Below are 14,802 nucleotides of genomic sequence, written 5' to 3' on the forward strand. Positions count from 1 at the left end.
GGTGGCGGGCATGCGTCGCCGCCGCTTGATCGCCCTGGCCGCCGCGGCGCTGCCGCTGGCGGCCGTCAGGGCGCAGACATTCCCGTCGAAGAACCTGCGCCTGGTCGTGCCCTTCGCGGCCGGCGGCGTGGGCGACCTGACGGCGCGCATCGTCGCCGGGCGGCTGGCCGAGGGCCTGGGCCGTTCCGTGGTGATCGAGAACCGCCCCGGCGCCGGTGGCGTGGTGGCCGCCGAGACGGTGGCGCGCGCCGAGCCCGACGGCCACACGCTGTTCCTCATGTCCAACGGCACGGCGGTCACCGCCGGCCTGTTCAAGTCGCTGCCCTTCGACACCGTCAAGGACTTCGCGCCGGTCTCCACGCTGGGCTTCTTCGACATCGCCGTCGTGGCCCACCCCGAGGCGCCGTTCAAGAGCCTGCCCGAGCTGCTGGCCTTCGCGAAGGCGAACCCCGGCAAGCTCAACATCGGCAGCATCAACATCGGCAGCACGCAGCACCTGGCGGCCGAGCTGTTCAAGAGCAGCGCCGGCATCGACGCGCAGACCGTGCCGTTCAACGGCACGCCCAACCTCATCGGTGCCCTGCGCGGGCGGCAGGTGGACGTGGGCGTGGAAATCCTCGCGCCGGTGCTCGCGCAGATCCGCGGCGGGGCGCTCAAGGCCCTGGCCGTGGCGGGCGAGAAGCGCTCGCCCGTGCTGCCCGAGGTGCCGACCGCGGTGGAGTCGGGCGTGGCGGGGTTCGTGGCCTCGTCGTGGAACGCCATCGCCGCGCCGGCGAAGACGCCGCGCCCGGTCATCGAGCGACTGCAGCGGGAGATCGCCGCGGCCGTGGCCGACGCCGAGGTGCAGAAGAAACTGCGCGAGCTCAACATCGACCCGCGCTCGTCCACGCCCGAGCAGGCGACGGCGCTGCTGGTGAACGACATCAAGCGCTGGAGCGCGGTGATCGAGCGCGCGGGCATTCCGAAGCAGTGAGGCCTGGCGCGGGCCGGTGGGCCCGCCCGCGCCAGCGCGCTCTTTCGGGCTACTCGTTGGACGGCGTGACGCCCTCCATGAGCCCATCAATCACCGTCACCGAGCTGGGTGGGTGCGCACAGGCCTGCGCCGACACGCTCTCGTCGGCGGTCTCGCCATCGACCACGACCTCTACGGGCTCGGGTGAGACCCGGTCGCCGGGAGAGGGGGGCCGGTAACTGGGTGGCGGCGGGCCGTCGCTGTGCTCGTCGTCGTCGCTCGCCGATGGCGCGCCGCTCTCGCATGGGACCGCCGGGCGGCCCATCCACACCACGGCGGCGTACAACAGGTTCAGCAGCAGCTCGGCGCCGGGGATCGTCGCGGCCCGCAGCGAGAAGGCCGCGATGAGGATCCAGCCAGCCCCGGTCGAGTAGCGCTGGGTGTCCTCGGGGACCCCGAACCAGGCCTGGGTGCCATTGAGGAAGCCCGCGTCGCTCGTGTGGGCCCAGGAATCGCTGCCGTTGATCGCGGCGCCGAAGGGCACCGATGCCGCGGTATCCGTGAAAGGCATGGTGCTGGCGAACAGGGTGTACAGATAGAACAGCGAATACACCTGGACGAGCATCGCAAGCATGTTGCCCACCACCTCGCCGGTGGTGCGCAGGCGGATCGCGGCCGGCGAGCGGTTGATGAGCCTGTGCGGTGTCTTGCCCGCGCCTTCGAAGACGATGGCGCCCGTCTTGTTGCGGGCGATCTGATCGCGGCCCTGCGTGGTTTCCATGAGCGCGCTGCGCTGCTGGTACTTCCTGTGCACCCGCTGCAGCCGCTCGATCGCGGGATCGAGCAGGGGCAGCACCAGGGCCTCGAAGCGCGCCAGCCGCAGGCGCTTCTCGGCCGGGCTCAGGGAACTCTCGAGAATGCTCGCCTCGATGGCGCTGCGGGTGTTGACCAGCTCGAGCAGCGAGGGCGTGACCGCCAGGCACTTCTTCAGCGCCACGGGTTGTTCCTGCTTCCAGGTCTGGTGCAGGCCCGGCTTGTCGGCGCCGTGCTGGATCCAGGCATTGCCCAGCATGTGCAGGCTCATGGTGGAGATGCCGGCGAGCTGGCCCATGGCGGCCGACGCCAGGAAGTCCGACAGCGCGAACAGCCCGGCCTTCTGGGCGACGGTGGCGGGCAGTCGCTCGATCCACAAGCGCAGGTGCGGCGCCAGGCTGCCCGAGAACAGGTACACCACCGAATAGCTGAAGAAGGCCAGGTGGAAGTGGCCGTTGCGCAGCCAGCCGCCGAGCAGGGGGTGTTCACGGAAATCGAAGCGCAGGGGCGTGCCCTTGTCCTGCTCGGCCTGGGCACGGGCGATCACGCCGTCCACCAGTTCCTGCAGGGCGGCGGCGATCTCATCGGCGTGCGGCCCATCGCCCCGCGCCGAGGCCACGTACCACATGCCCAGCAGGGTGACGTAGTTGTCGAAGGCCGCCTTGTCCGGGGCCTGGGGGCCGCCGTAGTTGGCGCCGGGTCCGAAGGCCACGGTCTTGGCCACCGTGGCGTGCAGGAACGAGGCGATCAGGTCGAACCCCGCCGCGCCCACGAGGAAGAAGAGGCGCGGATCGCTCTTGGACAGCGTGGGCAGGAACCCCCACAGCGAGGTCCAGGCCTTGGCCAGCATGAAGGACACGCTGAACCCCAGGCTGCCGGCGCCGCAGACGGCCCTGGCCTTGTCCCGGGTCGAGACCTGCGCCGCGCTGGCGGGCGCGGGCACGGCGGCCACCTGCTCCAGGGCGGTGCTCAGCAGGTGGTTGACGTACGCCTGCGGGTCCTGGCGCCATTGGCGTGTCCGCTTGCGGCTCAGCCCGGTGTAGGCGGCGAAATCCGCGGGTGTCTCGGGGCGTTTGTCGGGGTTGTTGACGATGCGCTGGTTGTAGTCGGGGCTGAACTTGCGGTGCTTGGCGTTCGTCTGGGGCTGCATGCGGCGCTCCTTCAGGCCAGCGTGGTGCGGGGCCCATGGGCGCCATCGCGGGTTTGCGGGCCGGCGCGGGCCCCGTCCCACACGAACATGCCCGCCAGCAGGGTGGCGCGCCATTGCTTCACCTGGGCCGCCATGCCGCGCAAGGCCTGGGCCAGCCAGGGGCCGGTCATGTCCTCGCGCAGCGGCACGCCGAGCATCAGCACCACCGCGTCGCCGCCCTCGTCGTAGCCGAAGCGGATGCCAGGCTGGTGCCAGGTGAGCAGTTGAAGGGCCAGCAACTGCCGGTAGACCTGCGCGGGATCCTCGGCCGTGATGCGGCCAAGTTCCGCGAGCACCAGCATCGAGGCGCTGGATTCGTGGTGCGTCACCTCCAGGCTGACGCCATCGATCTCGACGGTCTCCTCCTGGCCCATGCCCTCGGTGTTGTCCAGGCGCAGCTCCCGGCTGGCGTGGCGGCACAGGTCGTCAAAAAAAGCGGCGGTCACAAAGGGGCTCCTCTTCATCGGGGTTCCACGCGGCTTGCGTGTGGCCCTGTGTCGGGAGCGCACCAATATGGTTCCAAAGGCCGTCGGCCCTATGGCCGATGGTCATCACAATGTCATCGATCTGACGGCCGCCTCTCTGCGGCTGGCGGCCTGGCCCGCCGCCGCTAGCCCGCCGCGCACAGGAACCTCCGCAAGGCCTCGGCGCTCACCGGCTTGTGCAGCAGCGTGAAGCCGTGGCGGTTCGCCTGCTCGATGCGCTCGGCCGACATGTCGCCCGTGACCATGCAGACGGGCAGCGGACCGAGGTGCCGCGCGCGCAGCCCCAGCAGCAGCTCCAGCCCGTCCATGGAGGGGTCGAGCATGTAGTCGCAGATCACCGTGTCGATGCGCGCCGGCTGCGCCTCGCACAGCCGCATGGCCTCGCCGGCGTTGGCCGCGCTGAGCACCTGGTGGCCCCACGACGTGAGCAGGTGCGTGGTGGCAAGCAGCACCTGTTCGTCGTCGTCGATCAGCAGGATGTGCCGGCCGGCGCCCGCGGGCGATGGTTCGTCGGGGGCCGGCGCGTGCTCCTGCCGCTGGGGTTCGCATGGCGGCAGCCGCACGGAGAACATCGAGCCCTTGCCGGGCATCGAGCGCACGTCGAGCCGCGCGCCCAGCTGGGCGGCCGCGCGCCGCACGATCGACAGGCCCAGGCCTTCCGAGCGGCCGTCGCGCGTGGGCGCGGTGTCGACGCGGAAGAACGCCTGGAAGATGGCGTCGATTTTTTCGGGCGGGATGCCAATGCCCGTGTCCCACACCTGCACCTCGACGCTGGTGCCGCGCTGGCGCGCGCCCAGCACGATGCGCCCTTGCTGCGTGTAGCGCACGGCGTTGGACACCAGGTTGGCCAGGATGCGGCGCAGCACCGTGGGGTCGGCCAGCACCCAGGCGCGGCTGGGCACCGCGTGCAGGCTCAGGCCCTTGCGCGCCGCCATGGCCGCGAACTCCGACATCAGGTCGTCGAACGTCGCTTGCAGCGGCGTGGGGCGTGGATGGATCGGCTTTTGCCCGGTGCCGTGCAGGGAGGCGCCGAGCAGCATGTTGAGCAGCTCCATCAGGCTGTCCAGCGAGGCGCGCATGCGCTGCACGATGGGCACGAAAGGCTTGCTGGGCAAGGGCGAGGACGCGTGGCTGAGGCTGCGGATGGTGGTGAGGAACAGGCCGAGCGCGTGGATGGGCTGGCGCAGGTCGTGGCTGGCCGAGGCCAGGAAGACGGACTTGCCACGATCGGCCGCCTCCGCGCGTTCGGTCTGCCAGCGCAGGTCGACGAGCAGGCGGTCGATGCGGCGCTGGGCCTGGTAGCGGTAGCTCACGTCCTGGATCAATACGGCCTGGCAGGGACTGTCCCCGTCCATGAAGGTGATGGCCTGGATCTGCATGGGGGGCTTGTCGTGCGCGCCGGGGAGCAGGGACAGGCTCAGGTCGATGGACGGGCCGCCGCCCGCCCAGGCCTCGGGTGGCACGCCCAGCCGGTCCAGCGCCTGCGCCAGCGACAGGCCGACCAGCTGCTGCCGTTCAAGGCCAGTGTGGCGGCTGGCGATCGGGTTGGCGTCCGTGATGACGCCCCGGTCGCACAGCAGGATGCCTTCGATGCCGGCCTCGAACAGGGCGTTGAGCCGCTCCAGCGTCTGGCGCAGGGCCTGCATGCCGCGGTGGCGCAGCGTGACGTCGCGGGTGAGCGTGGCCATGCGGTTCACCTGCCCGGGCCCGCCCGGTATCGGCCACAGCAGCACATCCATCACGCGGTCCTCGCCCTCGCCGCTGACCAGCGGGCGTTCGTAGCGCACGGGCCGCAGGGTGCGAAACAGCTTGGCCCGGAACGGCGCGGTCATGGCGTGGTTCTCTTCCCCCATCACGGCAAGCACCGAGCGGCCTTCGGCCTGATCCGGCGTGGTGCTGTAGAAGCGCGCGAACGACACGTTGGTGAAGAGCATGGTCTCGCCCTCGGTCACCATGGACATCAGTTCCTGCAACTGGTCCAGGGTGTGCCGAAGGTGCCGCAGCGTCAGCGCGCGGCGGCCGCGCCGTTCCTCGACGTCCGTCAGGTCGACGGCCGTGCACAGCCAGTCTCCGTTGCCCAGGGGCGCCAGGTCGAGGTGCAGCAGGCGCGCGCCGTGGCCGTCGGCGGCGGGTTCAAGGCGCAGGCGCCCGTGAAACGGCTGGCCACGCCGCAGGGGGGCGGACAACTCGCCGCCAGCGGTTAAGGCCCGCCGCCATGCGGCCGCTGCGTGCCCCTCCGCGCCCAGCAGCCCCTGCAGGGCCGCATTGGGCGTGAAGCGCCAGGGGCTGGGCCGCAGCACGGCGGCCAGGCCTTCTATCTGCTCGATCCAATCGGGTGAAACCGTCGCACCGTGGTTCATGGGATGGAGGTCGCTCGGCATCGCTGTCGGTGCCCATCGGCGCAGCGTGCGATGCTCGCATTCATCCCTGTTCCAGCACTTGTCGCAGTAGATCGTGCTGCACCGGCTTGTGCAGCAGCGATAACCCCAAGGCCCGGACGTTCTGGGCCACGGGCATCGAGGTATCGGCCGTGAAAACGTGCACGGGCACCGGCCGCACCAGACAGGCGCGAACGGTGCCGATGAACTGCGCCGCGTCGACCTGCCCGCCCAGGTGGTAGTCCGAGAGCACCAGGTCGATTTCGTCCGCGTGCATGATGGCCAGCATGACCGCCTGGTCCTGGTCGGCCGCGCACCAGACCTGGTGGCCCCAGGCCTGCAGCAGCTGCTGCATGGCCTGCAGCACCATGGCGTCGTCGTCGATGACCAGCACCCGCCTCGGGGCGCTGCGGGCCCTTCGTTTCGGGGCGGGCGAGGGCGGCGGCGCCAGCGGGGCCGGAGCGGGTGTGCCGCGGGGCACGGTGATGGAGAACATGGAGCCGCGCCCGGGCGCCGAGCGCACGTTCAGCCGGGCGTCGAGCAGCTTGGCCGAACGCTTCACGATCGACAGCCCCAGGCCGAGGCCGCGCAGGCCGCTGTCGGTCGCGCTGGCCGGGCTGACCTGGTAGAACTCGCCGAAGATGGCGTCGAGCTGGTCGGCCGCGATGCCGATGCCGCTGTCCCAGACCTGTATTTCCACGCACGCGCCGCGGGGCCGAGCGCCCACCAGGACCCGGCCCTTCTGGGTGTAGCGGATGGCGTTGGAGACCAGGTTGTCCACGATGCGGCGCAGCACCACCGGGTCGGTGAACACCCAGGCGCGGGTGGGCACCACGTCCAGGCGCAGGCCCTTGCCGCTGGCCGCATCACCGAGATCGGCCGCCAGCTCGGCGAACAGGGGGGCGAGGGGCGCCGCGATCGGGTGCACCACCACCGCGTTGGCGTCCAGGCGCGAGACGTCGAGCAGCGAGTTGAGCAGGCGGCCCAGCGCGTCCAGCGAAGCGCCCATGCGCCGCGTCACTTCCTCCAGCGCCGGCAGCGGCAGGTGCCGCGACTGGACGAGGGTTTCCAGGCTGGTGAGGAACAGGCCCAGCGCGTGGATGGGCTGGCGCAGGTCGTGGCTGGCCGCGGAGAGGAAGAGCGACTTGGCGCGGTCGGCCGCTTCGGCCCGGTCCCGCTGGGCGCTCAGGTGGCTGATGAGCTCGTGGATGCGCGCCTGCGCCTCGCGCCGGTCGCGCACGTCGCGAACGATGGCCATGCGCATGCGCTGGCCCTTGCGCTGCAGGGTGCGCCCGATCAGCTCGACCGCGATGCGCGTGCCGTGCCGGTCGACCAGGTGGCATTCCTGCGCCTCGTGCGAGGCCGCGTCGGCGTGGGCCAGGCTGGCCGCCTGGTCCTCCGCGGCGATCAGGTCCAGGAAACGCTGCTCGCGCAGCGCTTCGGCCGAGCTGGAGAGCAGGCGGCAGGCGGCGGGGTTGGCATCGACGATGCGCTCGTCGATGTGCACGACGATGGCGTCGCTGCTCGCGATGACGAAGCGGCGCAGGCGCTCTTCGGAGGCGGTCAGCGCGGACATGGTGGCGTGGTAGGCCGTGGTTTCCAGGGAATCGAGCAGGTGGCCGCTGGGGCGGCCCTGGCCGTCGATGAGGGTGCGCAGCGTGCCTTCCAGCACGCGCAGCTGCCCCTGGTCGTCGTGCGCGCGCCAGATGAAAGGCCGCGCGCCGCCGGCCGGCTGGATGGCCTGAATCTCCTGGCTCAGGTGCGCGAACAGCGCCGGGCCGAACAGGCCGAGCGCCGCCTGGCCCACGGGGTTCTGCCGGTACGGAACCAGCAGCCGCAGCAGGCTCCCGGCCGCGAAGGCGCAGCGCAATTCGGGGCTGGTGTCGAGCTGAATCACCAGCAGCGGCAGGCTGTCGACCATGTCCTGCAGCTGCAGCAGGGCGCGGTCGGTGGTGTCGTGGGCCGTCTGCAGGTCGCTGATGTCGGCGAGCTGGCAGAGGTGGGCCTGGCGCGCGGCCTGCCAATGGCCTTCGCAGCGCACGTGCACGGGCTGGCCGTGGGCGTCGTCGAGCAGGCGCAGGCTCAAGGCGAAGGGCCGCGCCTGGCGCAGCGCCGCGAGCAGGGCGGCGCGGGCGGCGGGCGCGACGATGGACCAGTCCGACCAGTGGCCCGGCAGGCGCGCCTCCAGCGCCCGGCTGGCCGCGCTCAACGCCGTGGGGGTGCCGCCGAACGGCACGGTGAACCGGGCCCCGGGCAGATCAGGGGCCTGGACGTTCATTGACCACGCATCCACGACAGTGCCAATCGGCGTTGAAGTTTGATGGGATTCTGACCACGCAACCCCGCTTTGGGAAGCTGGCCCGGCGGCGCCGGCACCGGGATGGTGCGACGCCAAGGCAGGCGATGGCGCCGGTGGGGATTTGCTTCGTCGCCCAAGCGCACTAGCATGGCCGCACCGGCCGGGTGCCGCGTCAGGAGCCGTCCATGAGCGATGCGTCGAACCTGTGGGTGGAGTTGATCAAGGTGTCGCCCAGCCTGCTGATGGCCCTGGTGGCCATCGTGCTGCTCATCGCCAACGCCGATGCCATCGCGCGCCTGCTGAAGAAGGCGACCAAGGTCAGCGCGCTGGGGATCGAAATCGAGGCCTCGGCGGCGTCCCTGGACAAGGCGGTCGAGCTGCGGGGCCTGGACAAGGTGGTGAGCCACCGGGCCCGCATGGCCGTGCTGCGCCGCCTCTCGGCCCATGCGGCCCTGTTGCGGGGCACGCGCCTGCTGTGGGTGGACGACCAGCCGCCCAACAACCGCAACGAGCGGGCGCTGCTCGAGGCGCTGGAGGTGCGCATCGACCTCGCCACCACCAGCGCCGCCGCCGAGCAGTTCCTGCGCAACCACCAGTACCTGCTCATGCTCACCGACGTGCGGCGCGAAGGGATCGCCGACGAAGGCATCCGCTTCGTGCAGGGCCTGGCGGCGAAGGGCTTGCTGCTGCCCGCCATCGGCTACGTCGGCACGGACCAGGGCGGTCTGGCGCGGCCGGCGTTCTTCTTCGGCATGACGAACCGCCCCGACGAGCTGCTGCAGCTGGTGTGCGACGTGGCGCAGCGCGAGGGGGTCTGAGCGTGTTCGTGCAGCGCTGCATCAAGGGGATCTGGGGGGGACCGGGCGGGCTGGCCGGCGAGAACGACGCCGATGCCGAGCGCATCACGCAGGGCGGCGAGGGCATTCGCTGCAACTGGTGGCGCCACCTGGGCCAGCCCGCGCCCGAGCAGGTGGAGGAGCGGCTGCGCGCGCACGAACTGCACGACCACATTCACCAGTACGCCAGCGCCGGGCCGCGCACGCCCTTCATCTCGCTCACCGCGGGCAGCGTCGAGCGCGACCGCGTGGCGAGCATCAACCGGCTGCTCACGGCCGAGGAAGTCGCTCTGCGCTTCGCCACCGACTGGGGCCGGCGCCCGGGCTACCTGTTCCACTGCTGGGTGCTGGTCGGCCTGAACCCGGCGGTGGAGGTGCAGGCCGTTGCCGAAGAGGTGCGTGAGCTGCACACCTACACGCGGTGGTCCGACTTCCAGCTCGAAGGCGAGATCACCGCCAAGCTGCTGGTGCCCTCGCACCAGATCGAACGCTGGGCGTACTGGGACGTTTCCATTGACCCCGCGGCGCCGCTGCGGCAACGCAGCAATCCGCGCTACCGGCCCCCCGAGCGCGTGTCCAACCTGCGCGAGGCCCTGGCCCGATGACGCTGCTGCAAGCCATCACCCGGCAGGCGCCACCGGACGAAACGCAGGAGCTGCGCTCCACGCTGCAGGCCCGGCTGCGCTATCTCATCGCACGGGCCGAGGGCCTGCCAATGGCGGGGCGCGCGCCGGACATGGCCATTGCCACGCTCTGGCTCGACGCCTGCGAAACGGCCAGCTTCCTGGGCGACGACGGGGCCGCGCGCCGGGCCTTGCGCGGCGCCGCGCGCGCGCTCACGCTGGCCGGCAATCCGTTTGGCGAGACCCTGAGCGCCGCGTTTCTCGGCCGCTCGCCGCCGCTGTTCGTGGCCTTGGAAGGCGTGGACGAGATCGCGCCCGTACAGGGTGCCGAACGGGCCTGGGCCGTCTTCAACAGCGCGCAGCGCCAGCCCTGGAACGCCGAGGCCCTGGCGGCGCAGCGGGGCGGCTTCGCCGGTGCCGAGCGGTTCGGCCGCCTGGGCTGGACCCAGGACGAGCTGCTGTCGGTGGTCACCGAGGGCCGCGAGCAGCGCCAGGCCTTTGTCGCCACCCACCTGCTGGCGCAGTACCACGCCTTGCGCGCGGCCCAGCGCAACACCGACCTCTGGCGGCGCCAGCTGGCGCCCGTGGCGCTGTTCGACATGGAACTGGCCGTGCTGATTCGCCATGGCCTGGCCGAGCGCTGGGGCGAGGTGAGCACCCATTGGACGGCGCAGACCGTGGAGGACCCCGAGCGGCGCGACTTCATGCGGGCCTATCTCGACAGCGTGTCCCGCCTGATCGAACCCGAACCGGGCGGCGAGCTGCCGCTCCGGGTGGAGCAGCCGGTCTGAGCCCGCCGCGCGGCGGCGGCCATTGACGCCCGGCGGCCTCGCGGCGAGCATCGCCCCATGTCGCTCGATACCTGGCTCATCTACCTGGCCGCCGCCATCGGCCTGTCGCTGTCGCCCGGCCCCAACGGCCTGCTCGCGCTCACGCACGGCGCCCTGCACGGGCGCCGGCTCACGCTCTACACCATCGCCGGCGGGGCACTGGGCTTCGTGCTGGTCATCGCGCTGTCCATGTTCGGCATCGGCGCGCTGCTCAAGACCTCGCTGGTCTGGCTCACGGTGTTGAAGTGGGTGGGCGGCGCTTACCTGGTGTGGCTGGGCATCCAGGTGTGGCGCTCGCCGCCGCTGGGCGAGGGCATGGCGCAGGCCGCGGCGCCGCGCAGCGGGGCCTCGCTGTTTCGCCAGGGGCTGCTGTCGGCGGTGAGCAATCCCAAGGCCGTGCTGTTCTTCGCGGCCTTCCTGCCGCAGTTCATCGACCCGGCGCGCGGCCTCGTGATGCAGTTCGTGCTGATGGCGGGCACCTTCGCGCTGGTGGAGATCCTCACCGAGCTGTTCATCGCCAGCGCCGCGAACCGCATCCGCCCTTGGCTGCAGCGCACGGGCAAGGCGTTCAACCGGGCCTGTGGCGGCGTGTTCGTGGCCATCGGCCTGGCCTTGCCGCTGCGCGGCTGAGGGCGCGTGCCGGCCTGGCCGGCGCGCGGCGGGGCCTTCAGAAGTCGGTGTTCACCGTAGAGCGGGTGAAGGCCTCGTTGTGGTCGATGAGTTCGTCCAGGGCCTTCGCGGCCAGGGCTTCGTCGCCGTCGGCGATGGCCTGCGAGATGCGGGCGTGCAGCACCGCGATGGGCTGCGTGTCGTCGGCCTGGCGGTGGTGCATGAACCAGAAGCGCCGCGACAGGCCATGCATGAGGCCCATGGCGCCGCTGGCGAACTCGTTGCGCGCGGCGCGCAGCGACAGGTCGTTGAAGGCCTTGTCGGCGCGCATGAAGCGCGTCTGGTCCTTGGCCTTGGCGGCGGCATTGAATTCTTTGGCCAGTTCGGCGAACTGCTGACGCTCCTGGTCCGTGGCGCGGCGCGCGGCGCAGCGCGCCACCAGGCGCTCGACCTCCCGGCGCGTTTCGAGCAGCCGCAGCTGGCGCTTGATGTCCAGCGCCGACACCAGCACGCCGCGCTGCGGCAGGATCTGCACCAGGTGTTCGCGGGCCAGGCGCTGCAGCGCCTCGCGCACCGGTGTGCGCCCGATGCCCAGGCGGGCCGACAGCTCGGCCTCGCTGAGCGCGGTGCCGGGCAGCAGTTCGAGCTGGACGATCAGCGCCTCGATGCGCTCATAGGCCTGGGTGGTCAGGCTGCTGGGCCGCGCTGCGGGCGCGTCGGCCGGGGAAGTGGCCTTGCTGCCGGCCTTCTTCGCGGTGGCCCGCGTGGTGCTGGGGGTCCCTGGTGTTTTTTTCGCCGTCGCTTTTCTCATGGGCGCGATTCTCCGGAAAGTTCTCCGTGGTAGGCATGGTGCACGATGCGGGCATAGGCCTCGCTGGCCGGCCCCCCTGGCCAGGCCTTGGTCAGCCGCGTCACCGCCAGGCCGTCCGACACCAGCTGGGCCAGTTGTGATGGCCCGACGCCGAAACTTATCAGATCGCCGGCCAGGCCCAGCCGGCGCACCAGCGCGCGCGTGAGCACCGGCGCCTGCCGGGCCAGGGTCAGCGGGTCGTCGCCCGTGGCGCCCGCCAGGCGCGCGATCTCGGCGAGTTCGTCGCGCCGTGTCTCGACCAGCGCGTCCATCACGTAGGGCAGCATCACCGCGTTGGTGCTGCCGTGGCTGGCGTGCGTCAGTCCGGCCAGGGCATAGGCCAGGCCGTGCACCGCGTTCAGGCCCGCGGTGGCGTAGGACATGGCCGCGTACAGGCTGGCGCGCGCCATGGCGTTGCGGGCGGCGCGGTCGTTCGGCCGCTCGAAGGCCGTGGCCAGGTGGGTGAAGGCCAGCGCCGTGGCCTGGCGCGCGAACTGCACGGTCAGTTCGTTGCGGCCGCTGTAGCCCGGGTCGGGGTCGTCACCGTTGTCGAAGAGCGCCGCGTCCAGGGTCAGCCAGGACTCGATGGCGTGCGTCAGGGCGTCCAGGCCCGCGTCGGCCGTGACGCGCGGCGGGCAGGTCCAGGTCAGCTCCGGGTCGATCAGCGCGATCGCGGGCCGCAGCGCGTTGGCCATCAGCGCCACTTTGGTGGCGCTGCCGGGCTGCACCAGGATGGCGCCGGGCGTGATCTCCGAGCCGGTGCCGGCCGTGGTGGGCACGGCCACCAGCGGCAGCGGCGCCGCCGGCCAGTTCGCGCGGTCCATCAGCTCGGCCACGGGCCGGCCGCTGGGCAGGGCGACGCTGAGCGCCTTGGCCAGGTCGATGTTGCTGCCACCGCCCCAGGCGATCAGGTGGTCGGGCCGCGCGCCCTGTTCGCGCACCCAGGCGCTGGCGCGGTCGGCCAGGGTGGTGGACGGGTCGGGCTCGCCGCCGTCGAACACGCGCACCGCGATGCCCTGCGCGCGCAGCGCCGACAGCACCTCGGCCAGGGCGGGGCTGTTCTGCTGGAACCAGGCGTCGGTGACGACGAGGGCCTCGCGCCAGCCCAGGCTTTTGCAGAGCGGCGCGAGGCGGTGGCGGGCGCCGTCGGCGCAGATGACGCGGGGTGGCGTGCACAGGGTGACGGGCTGATCGGAGAGGGGAAGGTGGGACATCAGGGTCAAAACGGATAGGCGTTGCGGAAGGTCTGTGAAACCATTGAAACACTATTGATATGTTACTTGTATGGCAAATCCTTCCATCGACCGATCGGCACAAACCCTCGAATGCAGGCTGGTGGGGCAGGGCGCTCCCTTGCTGTTGCTGCACGGCATCCAGGGCACGTCCGAGGCCTGGGCGCCTGTGCTGCCCGCGCTGCTGGCGCGCCGCTGCGTCCTGCCCAACCTGCCCGGGCGTGGGCTGTCGCCTCGCTGGCGCGCGGACCAGCCCTTGGCGCACGCGAGCTACTACCACCTGGACCACTACGCCGACCTGGTGCACGCGCTGGTGACCGAGCTGGCGCAGCGCACCGGTTCGCCGGTGGCCGTGGCTGGCTGGAGCATGGGCGTGAGCGTCATCCTGAACCTGCTGGCGCGCCACGGCGATGCCGCGCTGGAGCGCCTGGTGCTCGTGTCGGGCACCGCCTGCGCCACGCCGGGCGCGGTGTGGTTTCGCGGCGAGACGCCCGAGGCCCTGGAACGCGAGGCCCACGAGCGCGCCGAGCGCCTGCAGCTGAAAGCCGTGGCCGATGCCGACGCGGTGGCCGCCAGCTGGGCCTCGGTGCGCGGCGCCGACCTGCGCGCGGTGGCGCGTGGCATCCGCCGCCCGACCCTGGTGGTGCATGGCGACCGCGACGGCGACTGCCCGTTCGAGCACGGCCGCTGGCTGGCCGATCACGTGCCCGGCGCGGCCTGGCTGCCCTTGCCCGGGGTGGGGCACTCCGTCATGGCCCAGGCGGGCGAGGCCCTAGGGTCTTCCATGAGTGCCTTCTTCGCTTCTTGACATGCCTATGATCGACTTCTACTATTCGACTAGTATGTTAGTTGGATTGCACAGGAGACGAAGCCATGATGACTGAAAAGCAGCGCCGATTCCGAGAGAAGTACAAGGGCGGCATCAGCCCCTTCTACAACGGCATCGTGCACACCAGCGTGATGTTTGCCGCCGGCATCGCGGCGCTCTGGTATTGCGCGCAGCGGCTCGACAACCCGACCTGGGAATGGCTGCTGGTGCTGCCCGTGTTCCTGGCGGGCAACTTCATCGAGTGGTTCATGCACAAGTACGTGATGCACCGCCGCATCGACGTTTTCGCGCTGCGCGCCATCTATGAGCGCCACACGCGCGAGCACCACCAGTACTTCACCGACAACGACATCACCATCGACACGACGCGCGAGTTCCGCATCGTGTTCTTTCCCTGGCGCGTGCTCATCGTGCTGGGCGTCTTCGGCACCGGCCTGGGCTGGATCGCGGCGCAGATCTTCAACCCCAACGCGGGCTACATCCTGTTCATGACCATGGTCTGCCACTACCTGGTCTATGAGGTGTTCCACCTGTGCTGCCACGTGCACGAGAACTGGTTCGTGCGGAACATGCCCTTCATCAACACCATCCGCCGCCACCACACCGCGCACCACAACCAGGGGATCATGATGCACAAGAACATGAACCTCAGCTTTCCCATCTTCGACTGGATCATGGGAACCAGCGACCTGGACCGCGGCCTGATCGGCACGCTGTTCAACGGCTACGACGAGCGCTACATCAAGCCCGAGTTGAAGCCCATCGTCGCGCGCTTTCGCAACAACGAAACGCAGGAGCAGCGCGTCACGCTCGACGGCCCCGAGCTGACCGCCGAGGAAAAGCAGGCCCTGGCCTGAACACACGGGCCACGGTCTGA

The 14,802-nt window shown here is 70.8% G+C and carries 13 protein-coding genes; 7 read left to right on the forward strand and 6 right to left on the reverse strand.

Annotated elements, in window-relative coordinates:
• Positions 1-10 precede the first annotated feature (10 nt).
• Positions 11-973, forward strand: coding sequence for a Bug family tripartite tricarboxylate transporter substrate binding protein (locus DY262_RS05650; RefSeq protein WP_116958025.1), 963 nt, complete (start codon positions 11-13; stop codon positions 971-973).
• A gap of 49 nt (positions 974-1,022) precedes the next feature.
• On the opposite strand, the gene DY262_RS05655 is transcribed toward DY262_RS05650, so the two are convergent.
• The 4 genes from DY262_RS05655 to DY262_RS05670 all read right to left on the reverse strand — a co-directional run bounded on the left by DY262_RS05655 (position 1,023) and on the right by DY262_RS05670 (position 8,095).
• Entirely contained in the window at positions 1,023-2,915 is a 1,893-nt protein-coding gene (locus DY262_RS05655; protein WP_116957962.1) for a hypothetical protein, read from the reverse strand.
• A gap of 11 nt (positions 2,916-2,926) precedes the next feature.
• Entirely contained in the window at positions 2,927-3,400 is a 474-nt protein-coding gene (locus DY262_RS05660) for a CesT family type III secretion system chaperone (protein WP_181936426.1), read from the reverse strand.
• 164 nt (positions 3,401-3,564) lie between these two features.
• A complete protein-coding gene (locus tag DY262_RS05665; protein WP_181936427.1) occupies positions 3,565-5,799 on the reverse strand; it encodes a PAS domain-containing hybrid sensor histidine kinase/response regulator in 2,235 nt (744 codons plus the stop codon).
• 61 nt (positions 5,800-5,860) lie between these two features.
• Positions 5,861-8,095 carry a hybrid sensor histidine kinase/response regulator gene (locus DY262_RS05670; RefSeq protein ID WP_116957965.1) on the reverse strand — a complete coding sequence of 745 codons (2,235 nt, stop codon included), beginning with the start codon at positions 8,093-8,095 and terminating at the stop codon, positions 5,861-5,863.
• A gap of 206 nt (positions 8,096-8,301) precedes the next feature.
• Between DY262_RS05670 and DY262_RS05675 the strand changes: the two genes are divergently transcribed.
• Genes DY262_RS05675 through DY262_RS05690 form a run of 4 tightly spaced genes read left to right on the forward strand, consistent with a single transcriptional unit; the run spans position 8,302 to position 11,035 of the window.
• On the forward strand, positions 8,302-8,934 hold the full coding sequence (locus DY262_RS05675; RefSeq protein WP_116957966.1) for a response regulator: 633 nt from the start codon (positions 8,302-8,304) through the stop codon (positions 8,932-8,934).
• A gap of 8 nt (positions 8,935-8,942) precedes the next feature.
• On the forward strand, positions 8,943-9,557 hold the full coding sequence (locus tag DY262_RS05680; protein ID WP_147326180.1) for a hypothetical protein: 615 nt from the start codon (positions 8,943-8,945) through the stop codon (positions 9,555-9,557).
• Entirely contained in the window at positions 9,554-10,366 is an 813-nt protein-coding gene (locus DY262_RS05685) for a hypothetical protein (protein ID WP_116957968.1), read from the forward strand. The genes DY262_RS05680 and DY262_RS05685 overlap by 4 nt, the downstream gene beginning before the upstream one ends.
• Positions 10,367-10,423: 57 nt before the next feature.
• Positions 10,424-11,035 (forward strand): LysE family translocator, encoded by a 612-nt coding sequence (locus tag DY262_RS05690; protein ID WP_116957969.1) that lies wholly within the window; start codon positions 10,424-10,426, stop codon positions 11,033-11,035.
• A 37-nt stretch (positions 11,036-11,072) separates the two neighbouring features.
• Here DY262_RS05690 and DY262_RS05695 read toward each other — a convergent pair whose 3' ends face one another.
• Both DY262_RS05695 and DY262_RS05700 read right to left on the reverse strand, forming a co-directional pair.
• Positions 11,073-11,825, reverse strand: a complete 753-nt coding sequence (locus DY262_RS05695) for a GntR family transcriptional regulator (RefSeq protein WP_116957970.1) — start codon at positions 11,823-11,825, stop codon at positions 11,073-11,075.
• Entirely contained in the window at positions 11,822-13,078 is a 1,257-nt protein-coding gene (locus tag DY262_RS05700; RefSeq protein WP_116957971.1) for an iron-containing alcohol dehydrogenase, read from the reverse strand. Before DY262_RS05700 ends, DY262_RS05695 begins: the two co-directional genes overlap by 4 nt.
• Before the next feature lie 70 nt (positions 13,079-13,148).
• Between DY262_RS05700 and DY262_RS05705 the strand changes: the two genes are divergently transcribed.
• Positions 13,149-13,904, forward strand: a complete 756-nt coding sequence (locus DY262_RS05705) for an alpha/beta fold hydrolase (protein WP_116957972.1) — start codon at positions 13,149-13,151, stop codon at positions 13,902-13,904.
• 65 nt (positions 13,905-13,969) lie between these two features.
• Positions 13,970-14,782, forward strand: a complete 813-nt coding sequence (locus tag DY262_RS05710; protein WP_116957973.1) for a sterol desaturase family protein — start codon at positions 13,970-13,972, stop codon at positions 14,780-14,782.
• Positions 14,783-14,802 lie beyond the last annotated feature (20 nt).

It is taken from the genome of Hydrogenophaga borbori (assembly GCF_003417535.1).
In the GTDB taxonomy this organism is placed as follows: domain Bacteria; phylum Pseudomonadota; class Gammaproteobacteria; order Burkholderiales; family Burkholderiaceae_C; genus Hydrogenophaga; species Hydrogenophaga borbori.

Excerpts from the sequence above, each read along its gene's own strand:
- DY262_RS05650 (WP_116958025.1), top strand. The coding sequence starts at position 11 with ATGCGTCGCCGCCGCTTGATCGCCCTGGCCGCCGCGGCGCTGCCGCTG.
- DY262_RS05655 (WP_116957962.1), bottom strand. The coding sequence starts at position 2,915 with ATGCAGCCCCAGACGAACGCCAAGCACCGCAAGTTCAGCCCCGACTAC.
- DY262_RS05665 (WP_181936427.1), bottom strand. The coding sequence starts at position 5,799 with ATGAACCACGGTGCGACGGTTTCACCCGATTGGATCGAGCAGATAGAA.
- DY262_RS05670 (WP_116957965.1), bottom strand. The coding sequence starts at position 8,095 with ATGAACGTCCAGGCCCCTGATCTGCCCGGGGCCCGGTTCACCGTGCCG.
- DY262_RS05675 (WP_116957966.1), top strand. The coding sequence starts at position 8,302 with ATGAGCGATGCGTCGAACCTGTGGGTGGAGTTGATCAAGGTGTCGCCC.
- DY262_RS05685 (WP_116957968.1), top strand. The coding sequence starts at position 9,554 with ATGACGCTGCTGCAAGCCATCACCCGGCAGGCGCCACCGGACGAAACG.
- DY262_RS05690 (WP_116957969.1), top strand. The coding sequence starts at position 10,424 with ATGTCGCTCGATACCTGGCTCATCTACCTGGCCGCCGCCATCGGCCTG.
- DY262_RS05695 (WP_116957970.1), bottom strand. The coding sequence starts at position 11,825 with ATGAGAAAAGCGACGGCGAAAAAAACACCAGGGACCCCCAGCACCACG.
- DY262_RS05700 (WP_116957971.1), bottom strand. The coding sequence starts at position 13,078 with ATGTCCCACCTTCCCCTCTCCGATCAGCCCGTCACCCTGTGCACGCCA.
- DY262_RS05705 (WP_116957972.1), top strand. The coding sequence starts at position 13,149 with ATGGCAAATCCTTCCATCGACCGATCGGCACAAACCCTCGAATGCAGG.
- DY262_RS05710 (WP_116957973.1), top strand. The coding sequence starts at position 13,970 with ATGATGACTGAAAAGCAGCGCCGATTCCGAGAGAAGTACAAGGGCGGC.